Raw genomic sequence first — 23,967 nt, forward strand, 5'->3', positions numbered from 1 at the left:
TTAGCGATTACGTTTCATATCATAGTCGAATTCTGTCACTTCCACATCATTTGGAAGGCGAATATCTTCCACATTAACGACTACATTAATTGGAGTCAACAAGTACATGGTACTTGCAACACGGCGAAGATTTCCTGCCAAAACATAACGAGCCCCATCCAAATAATCCAAACAACGACGGGCTTGTACCTCTGTCATATATTGGAAGTCAATCAAGATACTCTCATTAGATAGTAATAGATCGACAATTTCAGTCGCTTCCTCGTATTTACGGGGATAGCGTACATCAATGGTAATCTTTTCATCTGTATTTGCACGATTAGCAGCCAATTCACGTTGACGTTCATGCAAGCGAGTGATATTTTCAGATGTATTTTTCGTTGTAGACACAGATTCTTTCACAGCTACTGTAGATACAGGAGTTGTAACAGGTGCGACAGGAGTCGGTTTTGGTTTTGGTTTTACCGGTTCTTTTTGACTAATCTGTGGACGTGAAGAAGTCACTTGAGAAGTTGGCTGTGGCTGTGGAACTGGTTGTGTTTCTGCACCAGCTGCTTTTGCCTCGCTAACTTCTACTTCTTCACCGTCTTCTGTGAAGTAGTCAATAAAGTTGTTAAATTTATCTTTTAATGACATAGTTCTTTCCTATTTAAAAAATGATGTCCCAATTCTAACATAAGTCGCTCCGTTCGCAACGGCTACTTCAAAGTCACGACTCATACCCATACTTAGTTCTGAAAAAGGCATATTTTTTAATTGTTTCTTTTCTAGTTGTTTCTGAAGTTGGTGAGTTTTTGAAAAAATATCCTGCAACTCTTCTTGACTAGCCTCAAAAGGAGCCATCGTCATTAAACCAACAATTTCAATTTTGTCCAGCTGTGCGATTTCCGCTAAAACATCATCCAGTTCATCGGGTGCAAATCCATGCTTACTTTCTTCACCAGAAATGTTCACTTGGAGGAAACACTTGATTGGGTGTTCTGCTCGCTTTTGAATTTCTTGAGCTAGCTTCACTGAATCCAAGGCATGAAAGTAATCGACGAGATTAATCACGTCTTTTACTTTCCGCCGTTGGAGGCTCCCAATCAAGTGCCAAGTGAGATCATAGTCTTTTAGAGCTTGATACTTTTCTAGGAATTTATCAACACGATTTTCACCAATATGTTGGATACCTGTTTTCACTAGTGCTTCTGTTGTTGCAACATCTACATACTTGGTAACAGCTATCACATTAACTTGATCTTGACGGTTAGCTTTGTTTCTTGCTGTTTCTACTTGTTGCCGTACAAGATCAGCATTCTCTACCAGATTCATGATTAACGATTCCGGAAGAATGGTGGTGTTTCCAATTCATCATCATCTGAAGATGAATCTACATAACGATCAACTTGATGTGTTGATGTTGGTTCAGTTTGGCGAACGATATTCTCACGGCGAATATCCCAATCACCAAAAGCTGAGCCACGGTTTGGTTCTACCGCTGGACGACTTGGAGTTGTTGGCAATTCAACATCTTGTTTCAAATCAAATTCACGGTCAAATGGTGCCGTTTGTGGGCGTTGTTCACGTGGTCCTGTTTTATAAGGACGTTGTGAGGAAGCAATTCCGCTGACGCGTTCTACCTTGTCTTGACGGACACCGGTTGCAACAACCGTCACGCGGATTTCATCTTTAAGAGATTCATCAATAGATGTACCCAACCAGATGTTCACTCCGTGACCTGCAGCTTGGTTCACAATTTCTGAAGCTTCTTCAGCTTCGATCAAAGTCATATCCAAACCACCTGTTACGTTGACGATCACGTCTTCTGCACCATCAATTGTAGTTTCAAGAAGTGGAGAGTAAATTGCTTTACGAGCTGCTTCGATAACGCGTTCTTCACCGCTACCAACACCAATACCCATGAGGGCATTTCCTTTGTTTTCCATAACAGTCTTCACGTCTGCAAAGTCAAGGTTGATCAATCCAGGACTTGTGATCAAATCAGTGATCCCTTGAACACCTTGACGAAGAACGTTATCTGCTTCACTCAACGCTTCAAGAAGCGGTGTCTTCTTATCCACAATTTCAAGCAAGTTGTTATTAGAAATAATCAACAATGTATCTACATGTTCGCGAAGTTCATTGATCCCTTCAATAGCGAAGTTCCCACGTTTTGAACCTTCAAACCCGAATGGACGAGTCACAACTGCTACTGTCAAAGCGCCAACTGCTTTAGCAATACGAGCGATGACTGGTGCAGCACCTGTACCAGATCCTCCACCCATCCCTGCAGTGATGAAGACCATGTCTGCACCTTGCAAAGCTTCTGTTAACACTTCTTCGCTTTCTTCAGCTGCCTTACGACCAACTTCAGGTTGACCTCCAGCACCCAATCCACGAGTCAATTTTGGGCCCAATTGGATAACTGTTTCAGCTTTTGCACTTGAAAGTGCTTGAACATCTGTATTAGCTGCGATGAATTCTACACCGGCAACGCCTTCGTCAATCATACGATTGATGGCGTTACCGCCACCGCCACCGACACCGATTACTTTAATTACTGCACCTTGTGCCGCTGCTGTGTCAAATGAAAATGTCATAAATACTTACACTCCTTAATCAAACATATTACCGATCAAATTTTTCATTCGGTCTGTGAATGTAGTTTTTGGTTCTTGTTTGCTATCATTGCTTGCTACTGGAATTTCTTGAGCATCTACTGGAGATTCAATCTTCTCAGCATTGTACGCAGGTACTACCGGTTGTGCTGGAGCAGCAGCTTGTGGTTGTACTTGTGGTTGCACAGGTCGATCAAATTGAATCGGTTGTTGACGCAAGACTTCGTCTCCATGAACCGCAGCTTGAGCAATAATATCCACATCTGTCAAATTGCCTGCATATTCAGACAAACTAATCACATGGGCAAAAGCTGGATTGCGAATTCCAATTTGATTTGGAACAAACAATTTCACATTTACACCAAAGACTTCTTGAGCCAATTCTTCAACACCAGGAAGGATTGCGCCTCCACCGATAATCACAATACCACCAGGAAGATCCAACAAATGTCTTCTCTCAAGGTCTTGCTTGATTTGCTCAAAGATGTGTTTGATACGTGCTGAAATGATTTCAGCCAAGTACTTCTCAGTCACTTCAACTGGCTCAACTTCACCGATAACTTCTACATGGAACACTTCGTTTCCAGCAGATGGCACATAGGCTTCACCGTAGTTGAACTTCAAACCTTCTGCCAATTTTTGAGAAGTCTTCAAAACTTTAGAAATATCTTTGGTAACGTAATCGCCACCTTCTTGGTAGATATTTGTAAATTGAAGTTCTTGGCTACGAACAGAAGCCACTGTGGTTTGGCCACCACCCATATCAATCACTGTTGCTCCGAATTCACGTTCGCCTTCGTTCAAGACTGTTTTGATCATCGCAAGTGGGGAAATGATGATGTTTTCTACTTGTAAGCCTGCACGTTCAACTGTTTTACGCAAATTGTGCAAGATGGTACGAGGTCCTGTATAAAGAAGACCACGCATTTCAAGTCGGATCCCCATCATTCCGCGTGGATCACGGATTCCTTGGAAACCGTCTACTGTGAATTCTTCAGGAATGAAGGTGATCACTTCACGATCCGGTGTCATGCTTTTTGTGAGTGCGGATTTGACAACATTTTCAACATCTGCATCTGTGATTTCTTTTGAATCACTTGTGACTGGAATCATTCCTTGAGTTGCTTCGATTTGTAGTAAGTTTGCAGGCAACCCAACATTGACTAGATTGATTGAAATCCCTGCTTTTTCTTCAGCTTGGCTGATTGCAGTTTTAATTGCATTTGAAGCAGCTTCGATATCTACTATAATTCCATCTTTGACGCCAGCACTTTTTGCATTGCTGACTCCAATTACATTCATTTCTCCATTGACATGTTCTGCCACCAATACTTTTATTGAACTAGTACCGATATCTAAACCTGTAAAAAAGCCGTCTCTAGCCATTACACCAGTCCTCTCTCTTTATTTGTTTTCACTTTACATCTATTTATAGCCCTTTTAGCTGGAACTATCCAAACTTCATTATATCACAAAGAAGCCTAAAATGGACATTTTTTCTTCAATTATTTGAGATAATTTATGGGCTTTGCTCATTCCCAGAAGAATTTTCTCCTTCTTGATTCTGTTCTTGGCTTGCTTCCTCAGAATGTTCTTCTTGCTTTTCTGAACTTTCAGCCTTTTCTTTTTCAGCTTGCTCTTTGGCATCTGCGATGGATTGGTCACTATAGCTGAAGACTCCAGCCTCCATATCAATGGTGGAATCATCGTCTAATTGCTTACTAATGGCCTTATAATAAGGAAGCTTACGGGTAATTTGGGAAACAGGGACCAAGATTTTATTATTATTTTTCATGGTAATGGTCACTAGATCCTTCGTAACCTTGCTTGGTGTCAGATCAACCGAAACAATTTTATCCGTAACGGAAGACGAAATGGATTTCATTTCTTGGACGAATTGTCTGACTAATTCCCTATCTGAGAATTTCAAGCTAATATAGGAGGATGGTAAGTCCGAAGCAGGCGTTACTGTCTCAACTACTTCTCCGTTTTCCAATACTGGATAGTGGTCTTCTCCCGTCACATAATAAGCAACCACTTTGTGTTCCACTATATTAACTTTAAAGGTCACTGGAAATTGATAATTCATGTGCACTTCTTTGATCCATGGACTAGCTGTTTTTATGTTTTGTTCATAGACCGACTTATGAAGGAAGGTCGTCAGAGTATAATCTTCTTCTTTAATACGGCTTTTTTCATACAATTTTTGCTGGTCAACCGCTTTATTCCCTGAAAATTCAATCACTTTCTGTGTAGACAAGGGACTTAAAAAATAGATCGAGAGAAGGGCGACAATCGAGCTGATTCCGATAACCGGAAGGGCACGATAGATATGGCGTTTTGCCACTGTCGGTTCCTTCTTTGTTTTTTTCGTCTTTAAGCGTTCAAAAAACGAAGGCTTTTTCTCTTGCTTCTCTGAAGGATCTAGCTCCTCTACAGCCGAATCGGGCACTTCTCTTTCTGAACTTTCACCATCCGTATCTGGATCCTCTTCGACCTCAGAGTCATTTTCCTCTTCAGAATCTTCTATTTCTTCTTCAGATCCTTCCTCTGAGATAGAAGCCGATTCATTCTCTGAAAGATCTTCGTCTTCTTGTGCTTCTTTGCTTTCAGTTTCCTCTTTTTCAGCTTCTTCCGCTTTTTCAAGCGCCTTTTTTTCTAAATATTCTTTGTTTCTTTTTTGCCAGGCTGACAATTCTGTAATTTTGTCATCCGTTGGTGTTTTTTTATTGTCGTCCGTCATCTTTTCCCTTACTGATATCTTTTTGAAGCAGGCCATAAAAATCGTCTAGTGAAAGGAGTTCTGTCGATTTTTCCATTGCTTGGTGGTAAACTTGGCTTTGCTTCAACATTTCTTGAATGGTTTCATTAAAGGTTTCGAGGGTCAATTGATCTTCCTGCAATTGCTCTGCATAACCTTTATCCACAAAATATTGGGCATTTTCAATCTGATCGCCACGACTGGCTTCTTTTCCAAGTGGTACAATCAAATGGAGTTTGTTCATAGCCAAGAGTTCAAATAAGGTATTGGCTCCACCCCTAGTTACCACTAAATCAGCCTTCTGGAGCATGGGCAAATACTGATCGGTTACATAATCCACTCGATACAAGCCACCCTCAGCCTGATTCAATGTTGAATCGCCCGTCAAATTGATGATATTGTAGTGTTGCAAGAGCTCTGCTTGATGCTCTGTTACAAATTCATTAAAGACACGCGCACCAGCTGATCCTCCAACAAAGAGAAGGGTCGGCAACTCTTTTCGGAAACCTTTTGTTTTTTCTTCTAAAACCTCTGAAGTCGGCGGAATATGATCTGTGACCTTGGTTACCGCACCGATATGCTCACTCTTTGTCAAACCATGTGCTTGCTCAAAAGTCGTGTACATCTTGGTAGCAAATTTATAAGCAATTTTATTGGCCAATCCCATCGAGAGATCCGACTCATGGATATAGACAGGAACACGAGTGAGACGAGCCGCGATCACTGGTGGCACCGAGACAAATCCCCCTTTTGAGAAGAGAACTTGTGGACGCACACGGAGCAGGATCGCTATGGATTGGAGTGTTCCCCAAGCTACCTTGAAAACATCCATCATATTTTGGAAAGAGAAATAGCGACGCAATTTCCCCGTTGCAATCGAATGGAATCGTACCTCTAATCCAGACTTTTTGATCTCTTGGTATTCGATTCCTTTTTTGTCCCCAATATAATGGACTTCCCATCCATCTTCGATAAATTTTGGAATCAAGAGGAGATTAAGGGTCACATGTCCCACGGTTCCCCCACCAGTAAACATTATTTTTTTCATCTTATTTCAACCCTTTTACTGTAGCAAGGAATTCATCCCCACGCACTTCAAAATTCGGATACATATCCCAGCTGGCATTGGCAGGACTTAAGAGCACAACATCTCCAGGGCTAGCCAAGTCGAAGGCTTTCTTTGTAGCATCTGCTACATCTGTCGCATCGACATATGAAACACCCGCTTTATCGGCTGCGCGTTTCACTCGTGGAGCTGATTCCCCGAGAATCACCATTTCCTTTAGACCTGCAATGTGAGGTACCAATTCATCAAATTCATTGCCACGATCGAGCCCCCCTGCAATCAAGATAACCTTACTGTTATCAAAACCAGAAAGAGCTTTTTGTGTCGCTAAAATATTGGTCGATTTACTGTCATTGTAGAATTTGACACCTTGAATCTCATCCACATATTGTAGACGGTGTTTGACACCCCCGAAGGCTGACAAGGTTTCTTTAATGACCTCATTCTCTACTCCCCGGACTTTTGCAACAGCAATCGTTGCCAAGGCATTTTCTACATTGTGGCTTCCTGGAACCCCCAGTTCATCTGCACGCATAACAACTTCTCCCTTAAACTTGAGAAGTCCATCTTCCAAATAAGCCCCATCCACTTTTTCGACCGTTGAAAATGGAAGGACCCTTGCCTTGGTTTTTGTAGCCAGTTCCTTAGCCAAGTCTTGGTTGAAGTTCAAAACAATGACATCTTTTTCTGTCATATTCTTTTGAAGATTCCATTTAGCAGCTACATAATTTTCAAAAGAACCATGGTAGTCGATATGGGTTGGCATGAGATTGGTAATCACTGCAATCTCTGGATGGAAGGCTTCAATACCCATCAATTGGAAAGAAGACAATTCCATGACCAGAACTTCTTTTTCTGTTGCTGTTTGTGCAACTTGACTAGCTGGAAAACCGATATTCCCAGACAATAGACCACCTTGGCCGGCAGACGTCAAAACTTCCCCGATCATGGTTGTTGTCGTCGTTTTTCCGTTTGATCCTGTAATCCCAATAATTGGTGCATCCGAAATCAGATAGGCCAATTCCACTTCAGTGAGGACTGGAATGCCCTTTTCAAGCGCTTTTTCGACCATCGGATTCGTATAAGGGATTCCTGGATTTTTGACCATGACTGCAAAGTCTTCATCCAACAACTCCAGAGGGTGACCTCCTGTCACAACTTTAATCCCTTCTTCCAGTAAACTTTGTGCTGCTGGATTTTCTTCAAAAGGTTTGCCATCATTGACGGTCACAATCGCTCCTAAGCGATCCAACAAACGGGCAGCTGACTCGCCTGACTTAGCCAAACCTAATACAAGAACCTTTTTATTTTCAAATTGTTTCACAAATTTCATGATTTCTTCGCTCCATTTTTATCACTCTCTATTTTACCTTTTTTTAGCAAAATTAAAAAGCCCAAAGGGCTTTAAAAATCACGTCACCGTTTATTTTTTCTGTTTGGTCGTCATTTTGGAAATATCTACCAAAGCCAGGTAGCCAACAAAGGCTAGAAAGGCTCCGACAAAAAACTCGGACGGTAGTTGAAATATCTGAAAAATGGCGAGACAAGCAAGGACGATAAAAGAGACGATCAAGACCACCATTGTGACACTGTTTAAGGTACCACGAATACTCTTTGGGGTCATAAAAAGGTAAAAAAGGAGAATCAAAATCCCTAAGATAAAATAGACCATTTTGTTTCTCCTTTCTTTTCGTATTATTCAGCAGCTGCTGATTTTTTCTTTTTATTTGCTTTTTCGCGTTCTGCTTTGTTCAAGATCTGTTTACGCAAACGGATAGATTCAGGTGTTACTTCCATGTACTCATCGTCGTTCAAGAACTCAAGAGATTCTTCCAAGGTTAAGATACGAGGAGTCTTGATAACCGCTGTTTGGTCCTTGGTAGCTGAACGAACGTTGGTCATTTGTTTTGCTTTCGTAATGTTGACAGTCAAGTCGTTCTCACGAGAGTTTTCCCCAATGATCATTCCTTCGTAAACTTCTGTACCTGGATTGACAAAGATCGTACCACGTTCTTCAATAGACATGATCGAGTATGTCGTTGCTTTTCCGTTATCGATGGAAACAAGAGCACCACGGTGACGACCACCAATTTCTCCTGGAATTACTGGCAAGTATTGGTCAAAGGTGTGGTTCATGATTCCGTAACCACGTGTCATTGACAAGAACTCTGTTGAGTATCCAATCAACCCACGCGCTGGAACAAGGAAGACCAAACGAGTTTGACCGTTACCAGTTGCAATCATATCCAACATTTCACCTTTACGTTCAGAAAGACTTTGGATAACAGATCCTTGGTATTCTTCTGGTGTGTCGATTTGTACGCGCTCAAATGGTTCACATTTGACACCATCAATTTCCTTGATGATCACTTCTGGACGAGATACTTGCAATTCGTATCCTTCACGACGCATGGTTTCGATCAAGATAGACAAGTGCAATTCCCCACGTCCTGAAACTGTCCATTTATCTGGTGAGTCAGTCGGGTCAACACGAAGAGAGACGTCTGTTTGCAATTCCGCTTGCAAGCGTTCTTCGACTTTACGAGAGGTTACCCATTTCCCTTCACGACCAGCAAATGGTGAGTTATTCACCAAGAAGGTCATTTGAAGTGTTGGTTCATCGATGTGAAGGATTGGAAGAGCTTCAACTGCATCTGTCGGTGTGATGGTTTCTCCAACGAAGATATCTTCCATACCAGAGATAGCGATCAAGTCACCAGCTTTAGCTTCTTGAATCTCACGACGTTCCAAACCAAAGAAACCAAAGAGTTTCGTTACACGGAAGTTCTTAGTCGTTCCATCCAATTTAGAGAGGGTAACTTGGTCCCCAACTTTTACAGTACCACGGAAGACACGTCCGATACCGATCCGTCCAACGAAGTCGTTGTAATCAAGCAGGGATACTTGGAATTGAAGGGGCTCATCTGAGTTATCAACTGGAGCTGGGATGTGGTCGATAATGGTGTCAAAGATTGGCGCCATAGTCTTTTCTTGATCTGCTGGATCATCTGACAAGGATGATGTTCCGTTGATCGCTGATGCATAAACAACTGGGAAGTCAAGCTGGTCATCATCCGCACCTAGCTCGATGAAGAGTTCCAAGACTTCGTCTACTACTTCTGCTGGACGAGCAGATGGCTTATCGATTTTATTAACTACAACGATCGGCACAAGGTCTTGTTCCAAGGCTTTTTTCAATACGAAACGAGTCTGAGGCATAGTTCCTTCGTAGGCATCTACGACCAATACAACCCCGTCAACCATTTTCATGATCCGTTCCACTTCTCCACCGAAGTCCGCGTGTCCTGGTGTGTCCATGATATTGATCCGAGTTCCGTTATAAGCAACGGCTGTATTTTTAGCAAGAATGGTAATCCCACGTTCTTTTTCAAGATCGTTTGAGTCCATTGCACGTTCTTGCAATTCTTTGCGTTCATCCAAGGTATGCGATTGTTTCAACAATTCGTCTACCAAGGTTGTTTTTCCATGGTCAACGTGGGCAATGATCGCAACGTTACGAATATCTTCTCTTAATTTTGTCATGATTTCCTCTATATAATTTTAAATAATATTTCTAACTGAACAATTATACCACAGTCCTATCTAAAAAACACAGTTCAGCTAGTTGTAAATGTTTTCATCTTCATTTCTTTTCTCCGACTCGATTTCCTTTTCTTTTCATGATACACTGATGATATGAATTTCAGAAAAAGAGGCTCCCATGAGATTAGATCAATTGATGGCAAGTCACCAATACGCTCGCAAAGACATCAAACAACTTCTGGCCCGAAGGCAAATCTTGGTCGATCACCTACCAGCTAAAAAACTGTCACAAAACATCGACCCTGGACTCCAAGAGATTCAAATAGGGGAACGGCTCATTCAGGAACCGCGTCACCACTACTACATGCTCCATAAACCAATCGGAGCCGTGACTGCCAAAAGAGATGCCCAGCATCCAACAGTAATCGATCTGGTAGATCCCCAACAAGAATATCCAGATCTTTATCCGCTTGGTCGCCTCGATCGCGATACCAGTGGTCTGCTCCTCATCACAGATAATGGTCCTTTAGGGTTTCAACTGCTCCATCCTCAATACCATGTGGAGAAAGTCTATGAGGTAGAAGTCAACGGTCCACTCTATGCAGCCCACATCGAGCAATTTCAGAATGGGATTTCATTCAAAGACGGCCCCATCTGTAAGCCTGCTTCCTTAACCATTCTAGAAAGTAGCCCTAGCTACAGCAAGTCCCAGGTCCGAATCTCAGAAGGAAAATACCACCAAGTAAAAAAGATGTTCTTAGCCATTGGCGTCAAAGTAATGACCTTAAAACGCTTGTCTTTTGGTCCCTTCACCTTGGATCCTCAGTTAGCCCCTGGCGAAAGCCGGCCTTTGAATGAAGTGGAGCTCACTTGGGTCAAAGATTTCCTTGAAAAAACGAGATAAAAGAGGCTAGGACAAAAGTCCTAGCCTCTTAATTGTTTTTGGATTGTCGAATAAGACGCAGTGGTTGAGTGGGCTCTACTACGCTGGTTTCATCAGCTTTTATAGCCCTACTCAACTGTGCAGAGGTGGGACGACGAAATCGAATTCTAACGAATTACCGATTTCTGTCCCACTCTCTTTTATTAGGCGTCTTTTTTCACTTTCCCATTCCAAGAATCAAGACCATAAGACAAGACATAAATGTCTGTATAGCCCTGTTTCTTGAGATAGAGGGCCGCATTGGTCACACGAGAACTACGGCTATTCTCATAGAGCAGAATCGGTTTGTCCTTGCGCAAGGCCGCAAGGCTCAACTTCAACTGAGTAGAAGGAATGTTGCGCGCTCCTAAAATATGCTTTGCATGAAACTCAGCTGGCTCTCGCAAGTCAATCAACTGCCCTTTACGAATCAACTCTTCAAAAGCGGCATTGTCCACAAATTTAGCAGCTTTACGGATGCGGAAATAATTAAAGGCCATCCACCCAACTACTCCTAAAACAACCAACCAAAAAATGATATTTCCCATTACTCTACCTCACTCTTTTTCAAAAATTCTAATTCTTGCTTGTGCTCTCTTCTTAAAACGATATCGGCTTCCAAATAATCGAGCCGCTCCATCAAGCCTGCATCATAAAGACGTTGAAGCTCAATTTTCATCAATTCGATGTCATAGAGGCGCTTCCCCACATAAATGATGATTCCAAAACGTTTTAAAAATTGTTGAACATCATACAGGTTTTTCATGTTCATTATTGTATCAAATTTAGAAAGGCTTTACAAGATTTTCAAGTAAATGAGGTGATTTTTCGATTTGTTTACGAATAAATAAGTATGATCAACTTTTATTTTTTTACCATCGGTACTTGCATCGCCTCTTTTTTAGGACTAGTGGTCGATCGCTTTCCAAACCAATCCATCCTCGCTCCTCGCAGTCATTGTGATCAATGTCAACATATTCTTGGAGTTTGGGACCTCATCCCAATCATCTCACAATTCTTCCACCGTTTTCGTTGTCGCTATTGTCATCAGACCTATCCATCTTGGTACTGCCTTTTTGAGATCTGGAGTGGCCTGATCTTCTTAGCCTGTGCCAATGGTTTTCTTTCTCTGCCTCAACTTCTGACGTTACTCGGATCTGCTGTTTTGGCCATCTATGACCTTCGTTTTATGGAATACCCCTTGGTCATCTGGTATTGTCTCCATGCCTTAGTCCTATTTTTATCCGGTAGTAATCTCCTCATGCTGGTCTTTTTACTCCTTGCGATCGGTACCCACTTTTTCTTTATTGGAATGGGTGCGGGAGATTTTCTCTTACTAGCCACCTTCTCGCTGACCTTTTCTTCTACCAAGATCCTCATTCTCATCCAGATCGCATCTATCTTAGGCATTCTCTTCTTTGCTCTCAAAAAAGAAAGAGACCGGATTCCTTTTGTTCCCTGCCTCTTTCTCAGTTATCACGTTTTACTTCTTTATACGATGTTTTTTAGATAAGTTCTTCTTATTTTGCAGCTTTTGCTTCCAAATAATCGGCAATAGCAGCCACGTCCTTATCCCCACGTCCAGAAACGTTGATGATGATAATCTTGTCTTTATTCAATTGTGGAGCACGTTTGACCGCTTCTGCAATCGCGTGTGAGCTTTCAATGGCTGGAAGGATCCCTTCTGTCTTACTGAGAAGAAGAAGAGCTTCTACTGCTTCATCATCTGTCGCTGCTACATATTCAACACGACCAGAATCTTTAAAGAAAGCATGCTCTGGACCAACCCCTGGGTAGTCCAAACCAGCAGAAATCGAGTAAACTGGCGCTACTTTTCCATCTTCGCCAAAGACAGCATAAGTCTTCATACCATCGACAACTCCTACAGTCCCTTTGGTCATGGTAGCGGCGTGCTGATCGGTATCCAAGCCATGACCAGCTGCTTCTACCCCAATCAAACCGACTTCCTCTTCTGCAACATATTCAGAAAAGGCACCGATGGCATTGGAGCCACCACCGACACAGGCAATCACATAATCTGGCAAACGACCTTCTTTTTCCAAGATTTGACGTTTAGACTCTTCACTGATCACTTTTTGGAATTCATGCACAATGGTTGGGTAAGGGTGAGGTCCAACAGCGGAACCCAAAACATAAAAAGCATCTAGGTCTGCCATCCATGCTCCAAAAGCAGCATCAACAGCGTCTTTTAAGGTCTTGGTTCCTGTTTCAACCGCATGAACGGTTGCCCCCATCATTTCCATGCGGAAGACATTGAGACGTTGGCGTTCCACGTCTTCTGCTCCCATGTAGACATCACAGGCCATACCAAATTTAGCTGCCGCAGCTGCTGTAGCGACACCGTGTTGACCTGCTCCTGTTTCAGCAATCACGCGCGTTTTGCCCATGCGCTTAGCCAATAGGATTTGCCCCAAGACGTTATTCAATTTATGCGAACCTAGGTGATTCAAGTCTTCGCGCTTCAAATAAATTTTTGCCCCACCTAAATGCTCTGTTAAACTTTCTGCAAAGTAGAGTGGTGTTTCGCGTCCAGAATAGTCTTTCAAATAATGTTTGTATTCTGCAATAAATTCTGGGTCATTTTTATACCGTTCAAAGGTTTCCTCTAATTGATTGAGCAAGTTTTGAATGGGTTCTGGTACGAAAGATCCACCAAATTGTCCGAAATAGCCTTTTGTTTCTGTCATGATTGTGTCCTCTTTTCTATATCTTCAATCCTGTTTATGATCTTTTTTTTCTCGCTGGTCCTTTGAGCTGCAGTCTCACTGGGTTCCTTTGAGATACAAAAAACCTCACACAGAAAAATCTGTGTGAGGGCGATTCGATACCGCGGTGCCACCTCAATTGTAGGAAGATATTCTTTCTCCTACATCTCTGACCTGTCTAACAACAGGGTGCACGATAAGGTGTGCTCACCGAATTTTTATTGTTTCAAATTCATCATCATAAACGCATCAGCCCATTTCAAGATTCACCACTGCTTGTTCGCAATCACCACAAGCTCCCTGGAAGTGAGAAAAATCCCTACTTTTCTGATGTCTTGAAGCTATTATAGCTCCCGCTTCTGATTTTGTCAACAAAAATTTTAAAAAGGCGCTAAAATGTTCGGATTTTACATTTCCACATTTTTTACTAGCAATCGTGCTCGGAGATACTGAAAGCCTAAATAAGCCAGATAAGCCCCTAAGGTATTGGTCCACAAATCATCTAGCTCAAAGACACGATTGGCATCAAACAAAAGATCTAAGAGCACTTGGCTAGATTCAATCCATAGACTGAGACCAAAGCCAAAGAGTAAGACACGTTTGCGACTCCTCAACCAGGGCCATAGCCAGAGAAGTTGAAAGACCAGCGGGCTTAACAAAAAGACATTGGCTACGTTTTGGAGAATCACCTTGATCAGTTGGATGACACTGGTGATCTGGCCAAAATTCATCAACGAATTAAGTGGAATCAGTAGGACGACGATGCGACCAAAATGTTGAATCCCCGGTGTTTCCATACCTGGCTCTGGATGTTGAGGCAAAAAGCACATCAGACTCATGAGAATAAAATAGAAAAAGCTGCCACTCTGTAACAGCCTTCTTCCTCTCTTTGTTAGTTCCGTATGATCGATCAGCCCTCGTTTAAGGTTGTGCTTGTTGAACAATCGCTTTCTCCCGATCCCGTTTCATCGTATTTGAACGCAATTGGCCACAGGCAGCATCAATATCTGTACCGTGCTCTTGACGCACCACACAGTTGACACCTTGTTTTTTCAAGGTATCATAGAAGGCCATAACCCGTTCTTTTGGACTCCGGCTATATTGGTCATGCTCACTGACAGGATTGTAAGGAATCAAGTTAACATAAGACAATTTCTTGATATTCTTGAGCAATTCTGCCAACTCTAAGGCTTGCTCAACCCCATCATTGACTTCATTCAACATGATGTACTCAAAGGTCACCCGACGGTTCGTGGTCTCGATATAGTATTCAATCGCTGCAAACAATTTTTCAATTGGGAAAGCCCGGTTGATCTTCATGATGCTAGAGCGCAAGTCGTTGTTTGGAGCATGTAGAGACACTGCCAAATTGACCTGCACACCTTCATTTGCAAAGTCGCGAATTTTATGGGCCAAACCAGAAGTTGATACGGTAATATGACGAGCCCCAATCGCTAGACCCTTATCATCGTTGACGGTCCGGATAAATTTCAAGACGTTGTTATAGTTGTCAAATGGTTCACCGATCCCCATGACAACGATATGGCTAACCCGTTCATCTTGGCCCCGTTCGTCAAAGTATTTTTGAACCAACATGATTTGAGACACAATTTCGCCATTGTTCAAATCGCGTTGTTTTTTGATCAAACCTGAAGCACAGAAGGTACAACCGATATTGCATCCGACCTGAGTCGTTACACAGACAGATAAACCATAGTGCTGACGCATCAAGACGGTTTCAATCAACATGCCATCTGGCAATTCAAAAAGATACTTGACCGTTCCATCTGCTGACTCTTGCACGATCCGTTGCTTGAGTGGGTTGACAACGAATTGATCATTTAACTTCGCAATTAAGTCCTTAGAAAGATTGGTCATTTCTTCGAAAGACTGGACACGTTTACGATAGAGCCATTCCCAGATTTGGGCTGCACGGAATTTCTTTTCGCCGTTTTCTTCTGCCCAATCAATCATATCTTGGCGTGTTAAACTATAAATGGATGGTTTCATTCTTTCTTACTCCTCTTTTTGACGAATCACAAAATGACGTTTGTTGTTCGTCTTCGTTGTTTTTTTAGTTTCAGCAGACGGTCTTGTTTTTTTCGAGTTATTCGTTGACTGTCCCTTGTCGCGTTCTCGTTTTTGGAAACGATCTTTTTGTTTGCGATTGCGCGAACGCTTCTTAGGCTCTCTTTCTTCTGATTGAGCTTTTTTGACCGGTGATTTCTTATCAAAGGAAGCACGATGAGGCTCCTTATTTTCAAGGACAAAATAAGCACAACCATAGCTACAATATTCTAACAAATAATCGTCTAAGCGACTTAGTTTATCCATCGTTGCAACATCGCGTTCTTCCTTATAGAAGCCACGCAAGCGCAACTGCTCATTGCTCCAATCACCAACAATGTAATCAAATTTGGTTAAAATCTCAGAAAATCGTTGACCAAAAACGGTCGCATCAAATGCTTCCTTCTCATTTTTCAACAACTCAAAAGAGAGGTTTTCTGAAAGGATCTGGTCTCCTACCTGACGAAACACAGGTCCAGGAAATTTATTGTAATTATATAATTCAGGGTCAATCTCTTTTCGCATAGTGTTCCTTCATCAAAATCTATTTACTGTAACACTTTATTCTATCATAAATTTGATGACTTGCGTCAGATTTGGCTAGAAAAGAGTTGAAATTCCTTTGACAGCAAAAAGAGACAAAGAAGGCAATCTTTGTCTCTATGAAGATTCATCACCAGATGACAGGGGCAAATAAAGTGTGATTTTCGTATAGCTATTAGCTTTAGAATCAATCTCCATATGATAGGCTTCGCCAAATTGAAGATGCAATCGTTGGTCCACATTTTTCAAGCCAACACCTCCTAAACGAAGAAGGGTTTGGTCTGTTGATCCTGATAAATCAAACCCTTGTCCATTGTCAAAAATCGATACGCAGGCGGAGTCTCCACTGACTTCAGTTGTCACTCGAATGAGACCTGGCCGATCGATCTCTTTAATGCCATGGTAAATCGAATTTTCCACTAAGGGTTGAAGCACTAATTTAGGGAGCTGATAATCGCCCAACCGTTCATCTTCTAGAATTTCATAGTTGAGCTTTTTACCATAACGTTGCTTCTGAATGAAAAGATACTGGCGGACATGGTCAATTTCATCTCTCAGTAGGATTTGTTCCTGGCCTTGGTTGAGAGCCAGTCGAAAATATTGAGCCAAAGATTTGGTGATGTCGACCACGCGCCGACTATCATTAAACTCCGCCATCCAGACAATCGTATCCAAGGTATTGTAGAGAAAATGCGGATTAATCTGAGCCGAAAGTGCCCGCAGCTCGTAACGCCGTGCGTTCTGCTCCTCTTCCTTAACCTGTTGCATGAGATTATCGATTTGATCCAACATGGCATTAAAAGCTTGAGCGAGGTCCACCAATTCTGGAGATCCTTTGACTGCAGCCCTCACGTGAGCATCACCTGATCCAATCCTCAAAATGATGGTCTGAAGGTCTCGTAAGGGTTTGATCCACAAACGCAGAACAAAGCCAAGCCCTATTAAACACATGATCAAGGCCAGTAATCCTAGACCAATGAAAGAGTAAAGTAGTTGCGACTGAAGCATCTGAAGTCCTTCAAGTGAAGCTACTCCAATCAAGGTCCAATCACTATCTGGAATCGGAACCTGATAGATAAAATTCTGTCCTCCTTTAGCATAGCCATCTGTCACAGCAATATAGGGCTGCATGGCCTGCATCTCTTGGCTGGAGGAATAGACCGCTTTTTTAGGATGGTAGACAAACTCATGCTTTTGATTAATGATAAAACTAAAGCCTTGTTTCCCTAGCTGAAGGTGATCCAAATAAGCCTGTAAGCTATCGTAGCCAATATCCAAACGTACTACTCCGAGATTTTGACCAGTCTGATCGACTACTTCTTGGGTAATAGAAACCACCCATTTTTCTTTTTCCGAGGTCAAGGATTCCTTTCGAGCTGGCGTCAAAACTGGCATGGCTCTTTCCTTAATCGCCTCTTGATACCAGCTTTCATTCATCATGTCTGATGAAGTCTGCATGCTGATTTTGGAATCTGTCGCTACCAGACGTCCATCCTTGGTCACCAAGACCGCAGAGACCAAGTCCGGATCCGTTTCAATCATCGTTCGCATCAAGTGCTGAACCGTTTCTTGATCCGCACTCCTATCTTGGGCAAATTGTTGAACGGCCTGTTCCTTGCTAAGCACCGTTGTGGTCTGCTTTAATTTTTTTAGATAAGACGTAATAAACTGACTACTTTGGTCGATACTATTTCTTGTCGTCCGCTCCGTTAGCTGGCGGATCGTCCCTGAACTCGTTTGATAGTAAAGGCTACCGATGAGACCAAAAAGTAAGAGAATGAAGAGAAAAAAGTAGAGGACCAGCTGAATCAGCAAGGGATATCGTTTCATTCATGCTCTCCTTTTTTGTACTGCCTTGGCGTCACCCCAATAACCTGCTTAAAGCGTTGAGAAAAATAGTTCATATCTTCAAAACCAACCTGATCTGCAATCTCATAAATCTTTAAATCTGTCGTGAGAAGCAAGAGTTGAGCCTTCTTCATTCGCTCTTGGATGAGGTATTCTTGGAAAGGAAGTCCCAATTTTTTCTTGATCAATACACTTAGATAAGAGGAACTGAAGCCAAGTTGATAGGCCAAATCCTTCAAGGTTAACTGCGAATCTGCTAAACGAGCATGAATGGCTTCTTCCAACTCTGTCGAATAACCATGGCTGACCAAATCTTCGACTTGCGCTTTCTTTCGCTCTTGATCAAGTTTTCCTTTCACCTTGGCTAACATCTCTTCAATATCATCTTTTGAAAAAGGCTTTAGCAAATAATCATCCGCACCTAATTTGATGGCTTTCCTCGCAAACTCAAAGTCATCATAACCTGTCAAAAAAATGATATGACAAGACGGAGATTGCTCTTTAACGAGATGGGCCAGATCCAAGCCATTCATTTGTGGCATATTGATATCGGTTAGAAGGATATCGGCTGGTTGCTCTTGAAACTTCTCCCAAGCCTCACGCCCATTTTCTGCCTGGTTAATGACGGTCATTCCAAACTGTTCATAGTCGACTAAGGAAGTCAGGCCCTGCCGGATCAGCTCTTCATCTTCCACAATCATGATCGTATACATTTCTTTTACCTACTTGTTTTTGCTATACTTATTATAGCAAATTATAGACTGAATTGTCTCAGACGTAGTCCAATAAATAACCGTAGCCCTTTTCTTTCATTTCTGCTTTGGGTATGAAGGTAATAGACAAACTATTGATGCAATAGCGAAGGCCGCCTTTTTCCTTGGGACCATCAGTAAAAACATGGCCCAAATGGGAATTTCCCACACGGCTCCGTACTTCTGTCCGAGTCATATTGAAACTCTTATCCTCCTTATAGATCGCCACATCAGGACTAATAGGTCGACTGAAACTTGGCCAACCACAACCGGAATCAAATTTATCCTTAGAGGAGAAGAGGGGCTCACCGGTCACGACATCCACATAAATACCGGCATCAAACTGATCCCAGTAACGATTGGAGAAGGCCCGTTCGGTATCATTTTTTTGCGTTACAGCATACTCTTCAGGTGATAACTTCTTTTTGATCTCCTCGTCACTCGGTTTGGAGTAGCGACTAGCATCAATCACTGGATAAGAAGCTTCATTAACATTTATATGGCAGTACCCATTCGGATGTTTCTTTAGATAATCCTGGTGGTAATCTTCCGCCTGGATGAAATTGGTCAGTGGCTCTTTTTCCACTACTAACGGTTTGTCGTATTTCTTTGCTACTTCATCAAAGACTTGGTTAATGGTTGGAAGGTCTTCTTGAGAGACATAATAGACACCTGTTCGGTATTGAGTCCCTTGATCGTTTCCTTGACGATTCTTCGACGTTGGGTCGATAATCCGAAAATAATGCAGGAGCAATTCTTTCAGAGATACCTGCTTGACATTGTAGGTGATGTGAACTGTTTCAGCATGGCCTGTTTGAGGGACCAATTCATACTTGGTCGTTTCTCCCTTCCCATTGGCGTAGCCTGATACAGCATCAATCACACCTGGAACACGGGAGAAATATTCCTCTACGCCCCAGAAGCAACCACCAGCTAGATAGATTTCTCGTTGGTCTTCTGGATCGACTTTTTCTTCCTTCTTTTTGTTTGCTACTGGTGTCTGACTCATCGATGCTTTTTTGATACTCTCAGTGCTTGTTTCTGATTGATCCATTCCGTTTGCTCCCTTACTATAGAAAAAGAAACCAATAGATAATAAGCCAATGAGAAGGATAGCAAACACTTTCCATTTTGTTTCCATTGTCTATCTCCTTACTGCATGCTCTCTAGGGTCTTGAGGATGTCCTCTTTATTCATATAGCCGATATGACTCTTCGATAACGTCCCATCACTATTGATAAAGAGTGCCGATGGATAAGACCGAATCCCATACTCTTTTAGCAGCTCCCCTTTACTATCTAGCAAGACTGGGAAATCCTTGTAATCCAAAGACTGGTACCAATTTTTGAAATCTGCTGCTGATTTTTCTCCATTAAAGGTTGGAGCTACAACGGATAAAACCACGTAATCCTTACCTGCCTCTTCTTTTGCCAACTCATTGGTATCCTCTAATGTCGACAGGCAAATAGAGCACCAGGAAGCCCAAAATTTGAGGTAAACTTTCTTCCCTTTGTAATCGGATAAGCGGTAGGTCTTGCCATCCACTCCTTGCAGGCTAAACTCCTTCACTTTCTTGCCAGATGGTTGCCTAGCCCCAGCTTTAGCTGTTTGTTGGCCCATGTCTTTGGTGGAAGTGGCCATTCCTTGGCTTGAACAAGCGCCCAGAAGTCCAGCGCATACGAACCCAGTAGCTACTAAAGCTAATTTTTTCATCATTATCACCTCTTTAAACAAAGGGAAAGTCATCCTCAGATGACCTCTCCCTTCTTTCATTAGTTGTCTGATTTCATATCAGATGATCCACTCTTTTCATCTTTCATTTCTGAATCGCTGGATTTCATCTCATCTTTTTTCATATCGTCCTTCATTTCAGAACTGCTGTCAGACATCATAGATGAATCTTTCATGTCTTCTTTTTTCATTTTATCATCGGACATGGACGAATCCTTCATGTCATCCTTCTTCATATCGTCCTTCTTCATCATACTACTATCGTCCGTTTTTTTCATATCTGAATCCGATTTTTGTCCAGAACAAGCTGCTAAAGTGACAAGGCTAAGCGTAGCAATGGTAAGTGTAAGAATTTTTTTCATGATTTTTCTCCTTTAATCATTCAAGATTAGTGAAACAGGGATGCGAGGCTATTAAGATTTCCTAGCATCAGCAAGATGCCCATCAAGATGATGAGGGCACCACCAATTTTTTTCAAGGTTCCCATATGGGGCTTGAGTTTAGCAAAATGTTGTAGAACCCAGCTAGAAGCCAGAGCCAAGACTAAGAAGGGTAGCGCCAAGCCCAATGTATAGACCAGCATCAGGAAAGCGCCTTGCAATGCACCATCTCCTCCAGAAGCAGCAATGGCTAGAACAGAACTCAGAACTGGTCCGACACAAGGGGTCCAACCAAAACTGAAGGTGACCCCTATCAGAAAAGCATTGAAGAATTCATTGCGCTCCCGATTCTTTTTGAGTTGGATGGTCTTTTGCTTTTGGAGTTGTCTCAGATTGATCACTTCCATTTGGTGAATCCCTAATAAGATCACAATCCCTCCTAGTAGGTAACGGAACCAGGGAGCATAGAGTACCTGACCAAGGGCACCTGCACCATAACCTAGGATGAGAAATACGGTTGATAGACCAGCAATAAAACAGAGGGTCTTGACCAAACCATACCAAGAAATTTCTCTTCCAAAAATTCGAACTGTCTTCACACGTTCAGAATCCAATAGAATCCCTACATAGACTGGCATCAGTGGCAAAATACACGGGGAGAAAAAGGATAGAACTCCCGCTAAGAATACTGAAATAGAAAACAAACTGGTTTGAATCATTTCACTACCTCCCTTTCTTTCTGATACCAGTATAAAGAAAAAATCCCTCTAAAAATAGAGAGATTGATAAGCAAAAACTTGAATTTGATTGGAAGGTGAATCTTTCTATCTGCCAACTCTACCTCGTACTTTCAAGTATGAGACTAATCTAGCAAGATACTTCTACTTCTTTTTCAAATAATCAATAGCATCTTGAAGAGTTTTGACGGGCACAATTTTCATCTTCGAATGAATTTGTTTTGCTGCATCTTTAGCGGTTTCGTAGTTTGATTTAGCCTTGGGATTGGCTTTCTTTTCTTCTTTGGAAACAGGGTTATTAGGGGCAAAGAAAATTTCTGCTCCTTCTTTATCTGCTGCAACGACTTTCTTGTCAATCCCACCGATATCGCCAACCGTTCCATCTTGGTTAATGGTTCCTGTACCCGCAATATGGCGTCCCTGACGAAGATCTGGATCAGCCACTTGAGTGTAGATGGCTAGGCTAAACATCATACCGGCACTTGGGCCACCAATCCCAGCTGTCGCAAACTGGACAGGAACATCGCCTTTGGCTTCAGTTCGGTCGATCAGGCTAATCCCAATTCCGTTTTTCCCATTGGTCAATTTGATGATCTTCCCATCTGCGGTCTTGGTTTGTCCATCCTCAATGTAGGTCACCGAAACGGGGTCGCCAATTTTTTGAGAACCAACATAGTCAATCAATTCTTTGGAACTCTTAAAGGTCTTGCCATTCACACCAGTGACGGTATCCGCAATGTTCAAGACTCCTTTAAAGGTCGAATCGTCTGCCACCTGCATGACGTAGACACCAAGAAAGTCCATCTGGGTTTCTTTGCCAGCTGTCTTTAACCCCTGGTAGATGGCCATATTTTGCGAGGTTTCCATATAGAATTGGTTGATTCGCGTGAATTCTTGGCTCGAACTACCACCGGTCATATCCTTGGCAGAATAGATGTCTGTAAAAGGCGTTGCCCAAGCATAGATCAAATCAGCCGGAGTTGCTTCTTTCACTGCTACGGTTACAAAATCATAAGATCCCGACTTGGTATCCATTTTTCCATCTACTGTCATGACGGATCGAATATCTTCAGCCGTTCCCGGCATCTCAATGTAATAGGGAAGGCGAATCACAAAAGCAGCTAGCAAGAGGAGCAAGAAAAGAACGCCTGCAATTGGCCATCGGTATTCTTTCAACCGTCCTTTTTTCTTTTTAGGGGTCAAGTTTGGTTTATTCGCTTGGGTCATCTTTGATTTCCTCCATTACACTCTCTGGTACATAAGGTGAGATATCCTGCTGAAAAGCCAGCAACTCTCGAATACGGGTGGAACTAATAGCCTGATAAGGAGGCTGAGCATAGAGATAAATGGTCTCCACTTCAGGCGCTAATTGGTGGTTGAAATAATCCATATTGGCTTCATAAACTAGATCCTGCGCATTACGCAAGCCCCGGATCAAAGTCACTACGCCAAGATTGCGCGCCACGGACACAGCCAACTCTTGAGTCGACGTCACAATTTCAACATTCTCCAAATGAGCCAAGGCCCCTTCTACCATACGCACGCGCTGCTCAATAGAAAAGAGACCAACCTTTTCCGCATTATAAAAAATTCCGACATAGACACGGTCAAACAAGCGACTCGCCCGCTCGATCAATTGCACATGCCCAATGGTAATCGGATCAAACGATCCGGTAAACAATCCAGTTCTATCTGACATATACTGTTACCTTACTAATTCCATAGATTTTTTCTTTCCAGATCCCTACTTGTCCGATTTCCTCAGGGAGTTCCACGTGTTTATCGGTCTCGCACACAATCATGATGTCTTCTGATAAGAGGTGGCGCTCGCACAAGATTTCGATATCACGGACAATCTCTTCCTTGGCATAAGGCGGGTCTAAGAAAACCAGATCAAAGGTGCCCGTTAGAAGCCCCAAGGCTTGCTTGGCCTCCATTTTTAACAGTTGAAACCGTTCCTTTTCCTTGGTCATGGCAATATTAGCTGCCACGATTTCCTGCGCTCTGCGGTCTCTTTCCACTAGAACCGCCTCTGACATGCCTCGAGAGACTGCCTCAATAGAGAGCCCACCGCTTCCTGCATAGAGATCCAGCACTCTTCCGCCATCAAAGTAAGGACCAATCATATTGAACATGGCCCCTCTGACCTTATCAGAAGTCGGCCTGGTTGTTTTTCCTTCAAGTGTTTTAAGGGGACGTCCCCCATAGGTTCCAGATACTATTTTCATAGGGACCATTATACCAAAAAAAATCAGAAAATTGCGATTTGATATGGTCAAGCGACATGTAAA

The 23,967-nt window shown here is 42.4% G+C and carries 26 protein-coding genes and 1 other annotated feature; of the genes, 2 read left to right on the forward strand and 24 right to left on the reverse strand.

Annotated elements, in window-relative coordinates:
- The 9 genes from ACVC7Q_RS04445 to typA all read right to left on the reverse strand — a co-directional run bounded on the left by ACVC7Q_RS04445 (position 1) and on the right by typA (position 9,970).
- On the reverse strand, positions 1 to 636 hold the full coding sequence (locus ACVC7Q_RS04445; RefSeq protein ID WP_447264987.1) for a cell division protein SepF: 636 nt from the start codon (positions 634 to 636) through the stop codon (positions 1 to 3).
- A gap of 9 nt (positions 637 to 645) precedes the next feature.
- Positions 646 to 1,314: a YggS family pyridoxal phosphate-dependent enzyme gene (locus ACVC7Q_RS04450; RefSeq protein ID WP_447264988.1), complete on the reverse strand. Its 669-nt coding sequence runs from the start codon at positions 1,312 to 1,314 to the stop codon at positions 646 to 648.
- A 2-nt stretch (positions 1,315 to 1,316) separates the two neighbouring features.
- Positions 1,317 to 2,582 carry a cell division protein FtsZ gene (gene ftsZ, locus ACVC7Q_RS04455; RefSeq protein WP_049474213.1) on the reverse strand — a complete coding sequence of 422 codons (1,266 nt, stop codon included), beginning with the start codon at positions 2,580 to 2,582 and terminating at the stop codon, positions 1,317 to 1,319.
- A gap of 15 nt (positions 2,583 to 2,597) precedes the next feature.
- Positions 2,598 to 3,986 (reverse strand): cell division protein FtsA, encoded by a 1,389-nt coding sequence (gene ftsA, locus ACVC7Q_RS04460; protein ID WP_447264989.1) that lies wholly within the window; start codon positions 3,984 to 3,986, stop codon positions 2,598 to 2,600.
- A 133-nt stretch (positions 3,987 to 4,119) separates the two neighbouring features.
- Positions 4,120 to 5,343 (reverse strand): cell division protein FtsQ/DivIB, encoded by a 1,224-nt coding sequence (locus ACVC7Q_RS04465; RefSeq protein ID WP_447264990.1) that lies wholly within the window; start codon positions 5,341 to 5,343, stop codon positions 4,120 to 4,122.
- Complete coding sequence (locus ACVC7Q_RS04470) at positions 5,327 to 6,409, reverse strand: UDP-N-acetylglucosamine--N-acetylmuramyl-(pentapeptide) pyrophosphoryl-undecaprenol N-acetylglucosamine transferase (protein ID WP_447264991.1); 1,083 nt, start codon at positions 6,407 to 6,409, stop codon at positions 5,327 to 5,329. Before ACVC7Q_RS04470 ends, ACVC7Q_RS04465 begins: the two co-directional genes overlap by 17 nt.
- Position 6,410: 1 nt before the next feature.
- Complete coding sequence (gene murD, locus ACVC7Q_RS04475) at positions 6,411 to 7,760, reverse strand: UDP-N-acetylmuramoyl-L-alanine--D-glutamate ligase (RefSeq protein ID WP_447264992.1); 1,350 nt, start codon at positions 7,758 to 7,760, stop codon at positions 6,411 to 6,413.
- A 90-nt stretch (positions 7,761 to 7,850) separates the two neighbouring features.
- Complete coding sequence (locus tag ACVC7Q_RS04480; protein ID WP_049507003.1) at positions 7,851 to 8,099, reverse strand: DUF3165 family protein; 249 nt, start codon at positions 8,097 to 8,099, stop codon at positions 7,851 to 7,853.
- 23 nt (positions 8,100 to 8,122) lie between these two features.
- The gene (typA, locus tag ACVC7Q_RS04485) at positions 8,123 to 9,970 is read right to left on the reverse strand and encodes a translational GTPase TypA (protein ID WP_070465406.1); all 1,848 of its coding nucleotides are present in this window, start codon (positions 9,968 to 9,970) and stop codon (positions 8,123 to 8,125) included.
- A gap of 178 nt (positions 9,971 to 10,148) precedes the next feature.
- Here typA and ACVC7Q_RS04490 point away from each other — a divergent pair, with 178 nt between their 5' ends.
- Positions 10,149 to 10,874, forward strand: a complete 726-nt coding sequence (locus tag ACVC7Q_RS04490) for a 16S rRNA pseudouridine(516) synthase (RefSeq protein ID WP_447264993.1) — start codon at positions 10,149 to 10,151, stop codon at positions 10,872 to 10,874.
- Positions 10,875 to 11,056: 182 nt separating this feature from the next.
- Here the strand turns inward: ACVC7Q_RS04490 and ACVC7Q_RS04495 are convergent, their stop codons facing one another.
- Together ACVC7Q_RS04495 and ACVC7Q_RS04500 are read right to left on the reverse strand one after the other, a co-directional pair.
- Complete coding sequence (locus ACVC7Q_RS04495; protein WP_447264994.1) at positions 11,057 to 11,440, reverse strand: rhodanese-like domain-containing protein; 384 nt, start codon at positions 11,438 to 11,440, stop codon at positions 11,057 to 11,059.
- Entirely contained in the window at positions 11,440 to 11,658 is a 219-nt protein-coding gene (locus ACVC7Q_RS04500) for a YqgQ family protein (protein WP_447264995.1), read from the reverse strand. The genes ACVC7Q_RS04495 and ACVC7Q_RS04500 overlap by 1 nt, the downstream gene beginning before the upstream one ends.
- A gap of 87 nt (positions 11,659 to 11,745) precedes the next feature.
- On the opposite strand from ACVC7Q_RS04500, the gene ACVC7Q_RS04505 reads away from it, so the two are divergent.
- Complete coding sequence (locus tag ACVC7Q_RS04505) at positions 11,746 to 12,405, forward strand: prepilin peptidase (protein ID WP_447264996.1); 660 nt, start codon at positions 11,746 to 11,748, stop codon at positions 12,403 to 12,405.
- Between the two features lie 7 nt (positions 12,406 to 12,412).
- Here ACVC7Q_RS04505 and trpB read toward each other — a convergent pair whose 3' ends face one another.
- From trpB to rsmD, 13 genes are all read right to left on the reverse strand, one after another.
- A complete protein-coding gene (trpB, locus tag ACVC7Q_RS04510) occupies positions 12,413 to 13,600 on the reverse strand; it encodes a tryptophan synthase subunit beta (RefSeq protein WP_447264997.1) in 1,188 nt (395 codons plus the stop codon).
- 122 nt (positions 13,601 to 13,722) lie between these two features.
- Positions 13,723 to 13,958, reverse strand: a binding site (T-box leader).
- 67 nt (positions 13,959 to 14,025) lie between these two features.
- On the reverse strand, positions 14,026 to 14,562 hold the full coding sequence (locus tag ACVC7Q_RS04515; protein WP_447264998.1) for a VanZ family protein: 537 nt from the start codon (positions 14,560 to 14,562) through the stop codon (positions 14,026 to 14,028).
- Complete coding sequence (gene rlmN / locus ACVC7Q_RS04520) at positions 14,540 to 15,628, reverse strand: 23S rRNA (adenine(2503)-C(2))-methyltransferase RlmN (protein ID WP_447264999.1); 1,089 nt, start codon at positions 15,626 to 15,628, stop codon at positions 14,540 to 14,542. The genes ACVC7Q_RS04515 and rlmN overlap by 23 nt, the downstream gene beginning before the upstream one ends.
- A gap of 6 nt (positions 15,629 to 15,634) precedes the next feature.
- The gene (locus ACVC7Q_RS04525) at positions 15,635 to 16,210 is read right to left on the reverse strand and encodes a YutD family protein (protein ID WP_003005915.1); all 576 of its coding nucleotides are present in this window, start codon (positions 16,208 to 16,210) and stop codon (positions 15,635 to 15,637) included.
- 135 nt (positions 16,211 to 16,345) lie between these two features.
- Positions 16,346 to 18,058 (reverse strand): cache domain-containing sensor histidine kinase, encoded by a 1,713-nt coding sequence (locus ACVC7Q_RS04530; RefSeq protein ID WP_447265000.1) that lies wholly within the window; start codon positions 18,056 to 18,058, stop codon positions 16,346 to 16,348.
- Positions 18,055 to 18,789, reverse strand: a complete 735-nt coding sequence (locus ACVC7Q_RS04535; RefSeq protein ID WP_447265001.1) for a response regulator transcription factor — start codon at positions 18,787 to 18,789, stop codon at positions 18,055 to 18,057. The genes ACVC7Q_RS04530 and ACVC7Q_RS04535 overlap by 4 nt, the downstream gene beginning before the upstream one ends.
- A gap of 58 nt (positions 18,790 to 18,847) precedes the next feature.
- Positions 18,848 to 19,969, reverse strand: a complete 1,122-nt coding sequence (msrB, locus tag ACVC7Q_RS04540) for a peptide-methionine (R)-S-oxide reductase MsrB (protein ID WP_447265002.1) — start codon at positions 19,967 to 19,969, stop codon at positions 18,848 to 18,850.
- A gap of 11 nt (positions 19,970 to 19,980) precedes the next feature.
- Positions 19,981 to 20,541, reverse strand: coding sequence for a redoxin family protein (locus tag ACVC7Q_RS04545; RefSeq protein WP_447265038.1), 561 nt, complete (start codon positions 20,539 to 20,541; stop codon positions 19,981 to 19,983).
- Between the two features lie 59 nt (positions 20,542 to 20,600).
- Positions 20,601 to 20,921 carry a hypothetical protein gene (locus ACVC7Q_RS04550; RefSeq protein WP_049507021.1) on the reverse strand — a complete coding sequence of 107 codons (321 nt, stop codon included), beginning with the start codon at positions 20,919 to 20,921 and terminating at the stop codon, positions 20,601 to 20,603.
- 26 nt (positions 20,922 to 20,947) lie between these two features.
- Positions 20,948 to 21,658, reverse strand: a complete 711-nt coding sequence (gene ccdA2, locus ACVC7Q_RS04555) for a thiol-disulfide oxidoreductase-associated membrane protein CcdA2 (RefSeq protein WP_447265003.1) — start codon at positions 21,656 to 21,658, stop codon at positions 20,948 to 20,950.
- Positions 21,659 to 21,820: 162 nt separating this feature from the next.
- On the reverse strand, positions 21,821 to 22,903 hold the full coding sequence (locus ACVC7Q_RS04560) for a SepM family pheromone-processing serine protease (RefSeq protein WP_447265004.1): 1,083 nt from the start codon (positions 22,901 to 22,903) through the stop codon (positions 21,821 to 21,823).
- The gene (gene coaD / locus ACVC7Q_RS04565; protein WP_445285226.1) at positions 22,887 to 23,375 is read right to left on the reverse strand and encodes a pantetheine-phosphate adenylyltransferase; all 489 of its coding nucleotides are present in this window, start codon (positions 23,373 to 23,375) and stop codon (positions 22,887 to 22,889) included. Before coaD ends, ACVC7Q_RS04560 begins: the two co-directional genes overlap by 17 nt.
- Entirely contained in the window at positions 23,365 to 23,904 is a 540-nt protein-coding gene (gene rsmD / locus ACVC7Q_RS04570) for a 16S rRNA (guanine(966)-N(2))-methyltransferase RsmD (protein WP_447265005.1), read from the reverse strand. Before rsmD ends, coaD begins: the two co-directional genes overlap by 11 nt.
- Between the last annotated feature and the right edge of the window lie 63 nt (positions 23,905 to 23,967).

This window comes from Streptococcus sp. W151 (genome assembly GCF_053010205.1).

Bases quoted from the DNA above. Each gene is read 5' to 3' on its own strand.
- ACVC7Q_RS04445 (WP_447264987.1), bottom strand. From the start codon at position 636: ATGTCATTAAAAGATAAATTTAACAACTTTATTGACTACTTCACAGAA.
- ACVC7Q_RS04450 (WP_447264988.1), bottom strand. From the start codon at position 1,314: ATGAATCTGGTAGAGAATGCTGATCTTGTACGGCAACAAGTAGAAACA.
- ftsZ (WP_049474213.1), bottom strand. From the start codon at position 2,582: ATGACATTTTCATTTGACACAGCAGCGGCACAAGGTGCAGTAATTAAA.
- ftsA (WP_447264989.1), bottom strand. From the start codon at position 3,986: ATGGCTAGAGACGGCTTTTTTACAGGTTTAGATATCGGTACTAGTTCA.
- ACVC7Q_RS04465 (WP_447264990.1), bottom strand. From the start codon at position 5,343: ATGACGGACGACAATAAAAAAACACCAACGGATGACAAAATTACAGAA.
- ACVC7Q_RS04470 (WP_447264991.1), bottom strand. From the start codon at position 6,409: ATGAAAAAAATAATGTTTACTGGTGGGGGAACCGTGGGACATGTGACC.
- murD (WP_447264992.1), bottom strand. From the start codon at position 7,760: ATGAAATTTGTGAAACAATTTGAAAATAAAAAGGTTCTTGTATTAGGT.
- ACVC7Q_RS04480 (WP_049507003.1), bottom strand. From the start codon at position 8,099: ATGGTCTATTTTATCTTAGGGATTTTGATTCTCCTTTTTTACCTTTTT.
- typA (WP_070465406.1), bottom strand. From the start codon at position 9,970: ATGACAAAATTAAGAGAAGATATTCGTAACGTTGCGATCATTGCCCAC.
- ACVC7Q_RS04490 (WP_447264993.1), top strand. From the start codon at position 10,149: ATGAGATTAGATCAATTGATGGCAAGTCACCAATACGCTCGCAAAGAC.
- ACVC7Q_RS04495 (WP_447264994.1), bottom strand. From the start codon at position 11,440: ATGGGAAATATCATTTTTTGGTTGGTTGTTTTAGGAGTAGTTGGGTGG.
- ACVC7Q_RS04500 (WP_447264995.1), bottom strand. From the start codon at position 11,658: ATGAAAAACCTGTATGATGTTCAACAATTTTTAAAACGTTTTGGAATC.
- ACVC7Q_RS04505 (WP_447264996.1), top strand. From the start codon at position 11,746: ATGATCAACTTTTATTTTTTTACCATCGGTACTTGCATCGCCTCTTTT.
- trpB (WP_447264997.1), bottom strand. From the start codon at position 13,600: ATGACAGAAACAAAAGGCTATTTCGGACAATTTGGTGGATCTTTCGTA.
- rlmN (WP_447264999.1), bottom strand. From the start codon at position 15,628: ATGAAACCATCCATTTATAGTTTAACACGCCAAGATATGATTGATTGG.
- ACVC7Q_RS04525 (WP_003005915.1), bottom strand. From the start codon at position 16,210: ATGCGAAAAGAGATTGACCCTGAATTATATAATTACAATAAATTTCCT.
- ACVC7Q_RS04530 (WP_447265000.1), bottom strand. From the start codon at position 18,058: ATGAAACGATATCCCTTGCTGATTCAGCTGGTCCTCTACTTTTTTCTC.
- ACVC7Q_RS04535 (WP_447265001.1), bottom strand. From the start codon at position 18,789: ATGTATACGATCATGATTGTGGAAGATGAAGAGCTGATCCGGCAGGGC.
- msrB (WP_447265002.1), bottom strand. From the start codon at position 19,969: ATGGAAACAAAATGGAAAGTGTTTGCTATCCTTCTCATTGGCTTATTA.
- ACVC7Q_RS04545 (WP_447265038.1), bottom strand. From the start codon at position 20,541: ATGAAAAAATTAGCTTTAGTAGCTACTGGGTTCGTATGCGCTGGACTT.
- ACVC7Q_RS04550 (WP_049507021.1), bottom strand. From the start codon at position 20,921: ATGAAAAAAATTCTTACACTTACCATTGCTACGCTTAGCCTTGTCACT.
- ccdA2 (WP_447265003.1), bottom strand. From the start codon at position 21,658: ATGATTCAAACCAGTTTGTTTTCTATTTCAGTATTCTTAGCGGGAGTT.
- ACVC7Q_RS04560 (WP_447265004.1), bottom strand. From the start codon at position 22,903: ATGACCCAAGCGAATAAACCAAACTTGACCCCTAAAAAGAAAAAAGGA.
- coaD (WP_445285226.1), bottom strand. From the start codon at position 23,375: ATGTCAGATAGAACTGGATTGTTTACCGGATCGTTTGATCCGATTACC.
- rsmD (WP_447265005.1), bottom strand. From the start codon at position 23,904: ATGAAAATAGTATCTGGAACCTATGGGGGACGTCCCCTTAAAACACTT.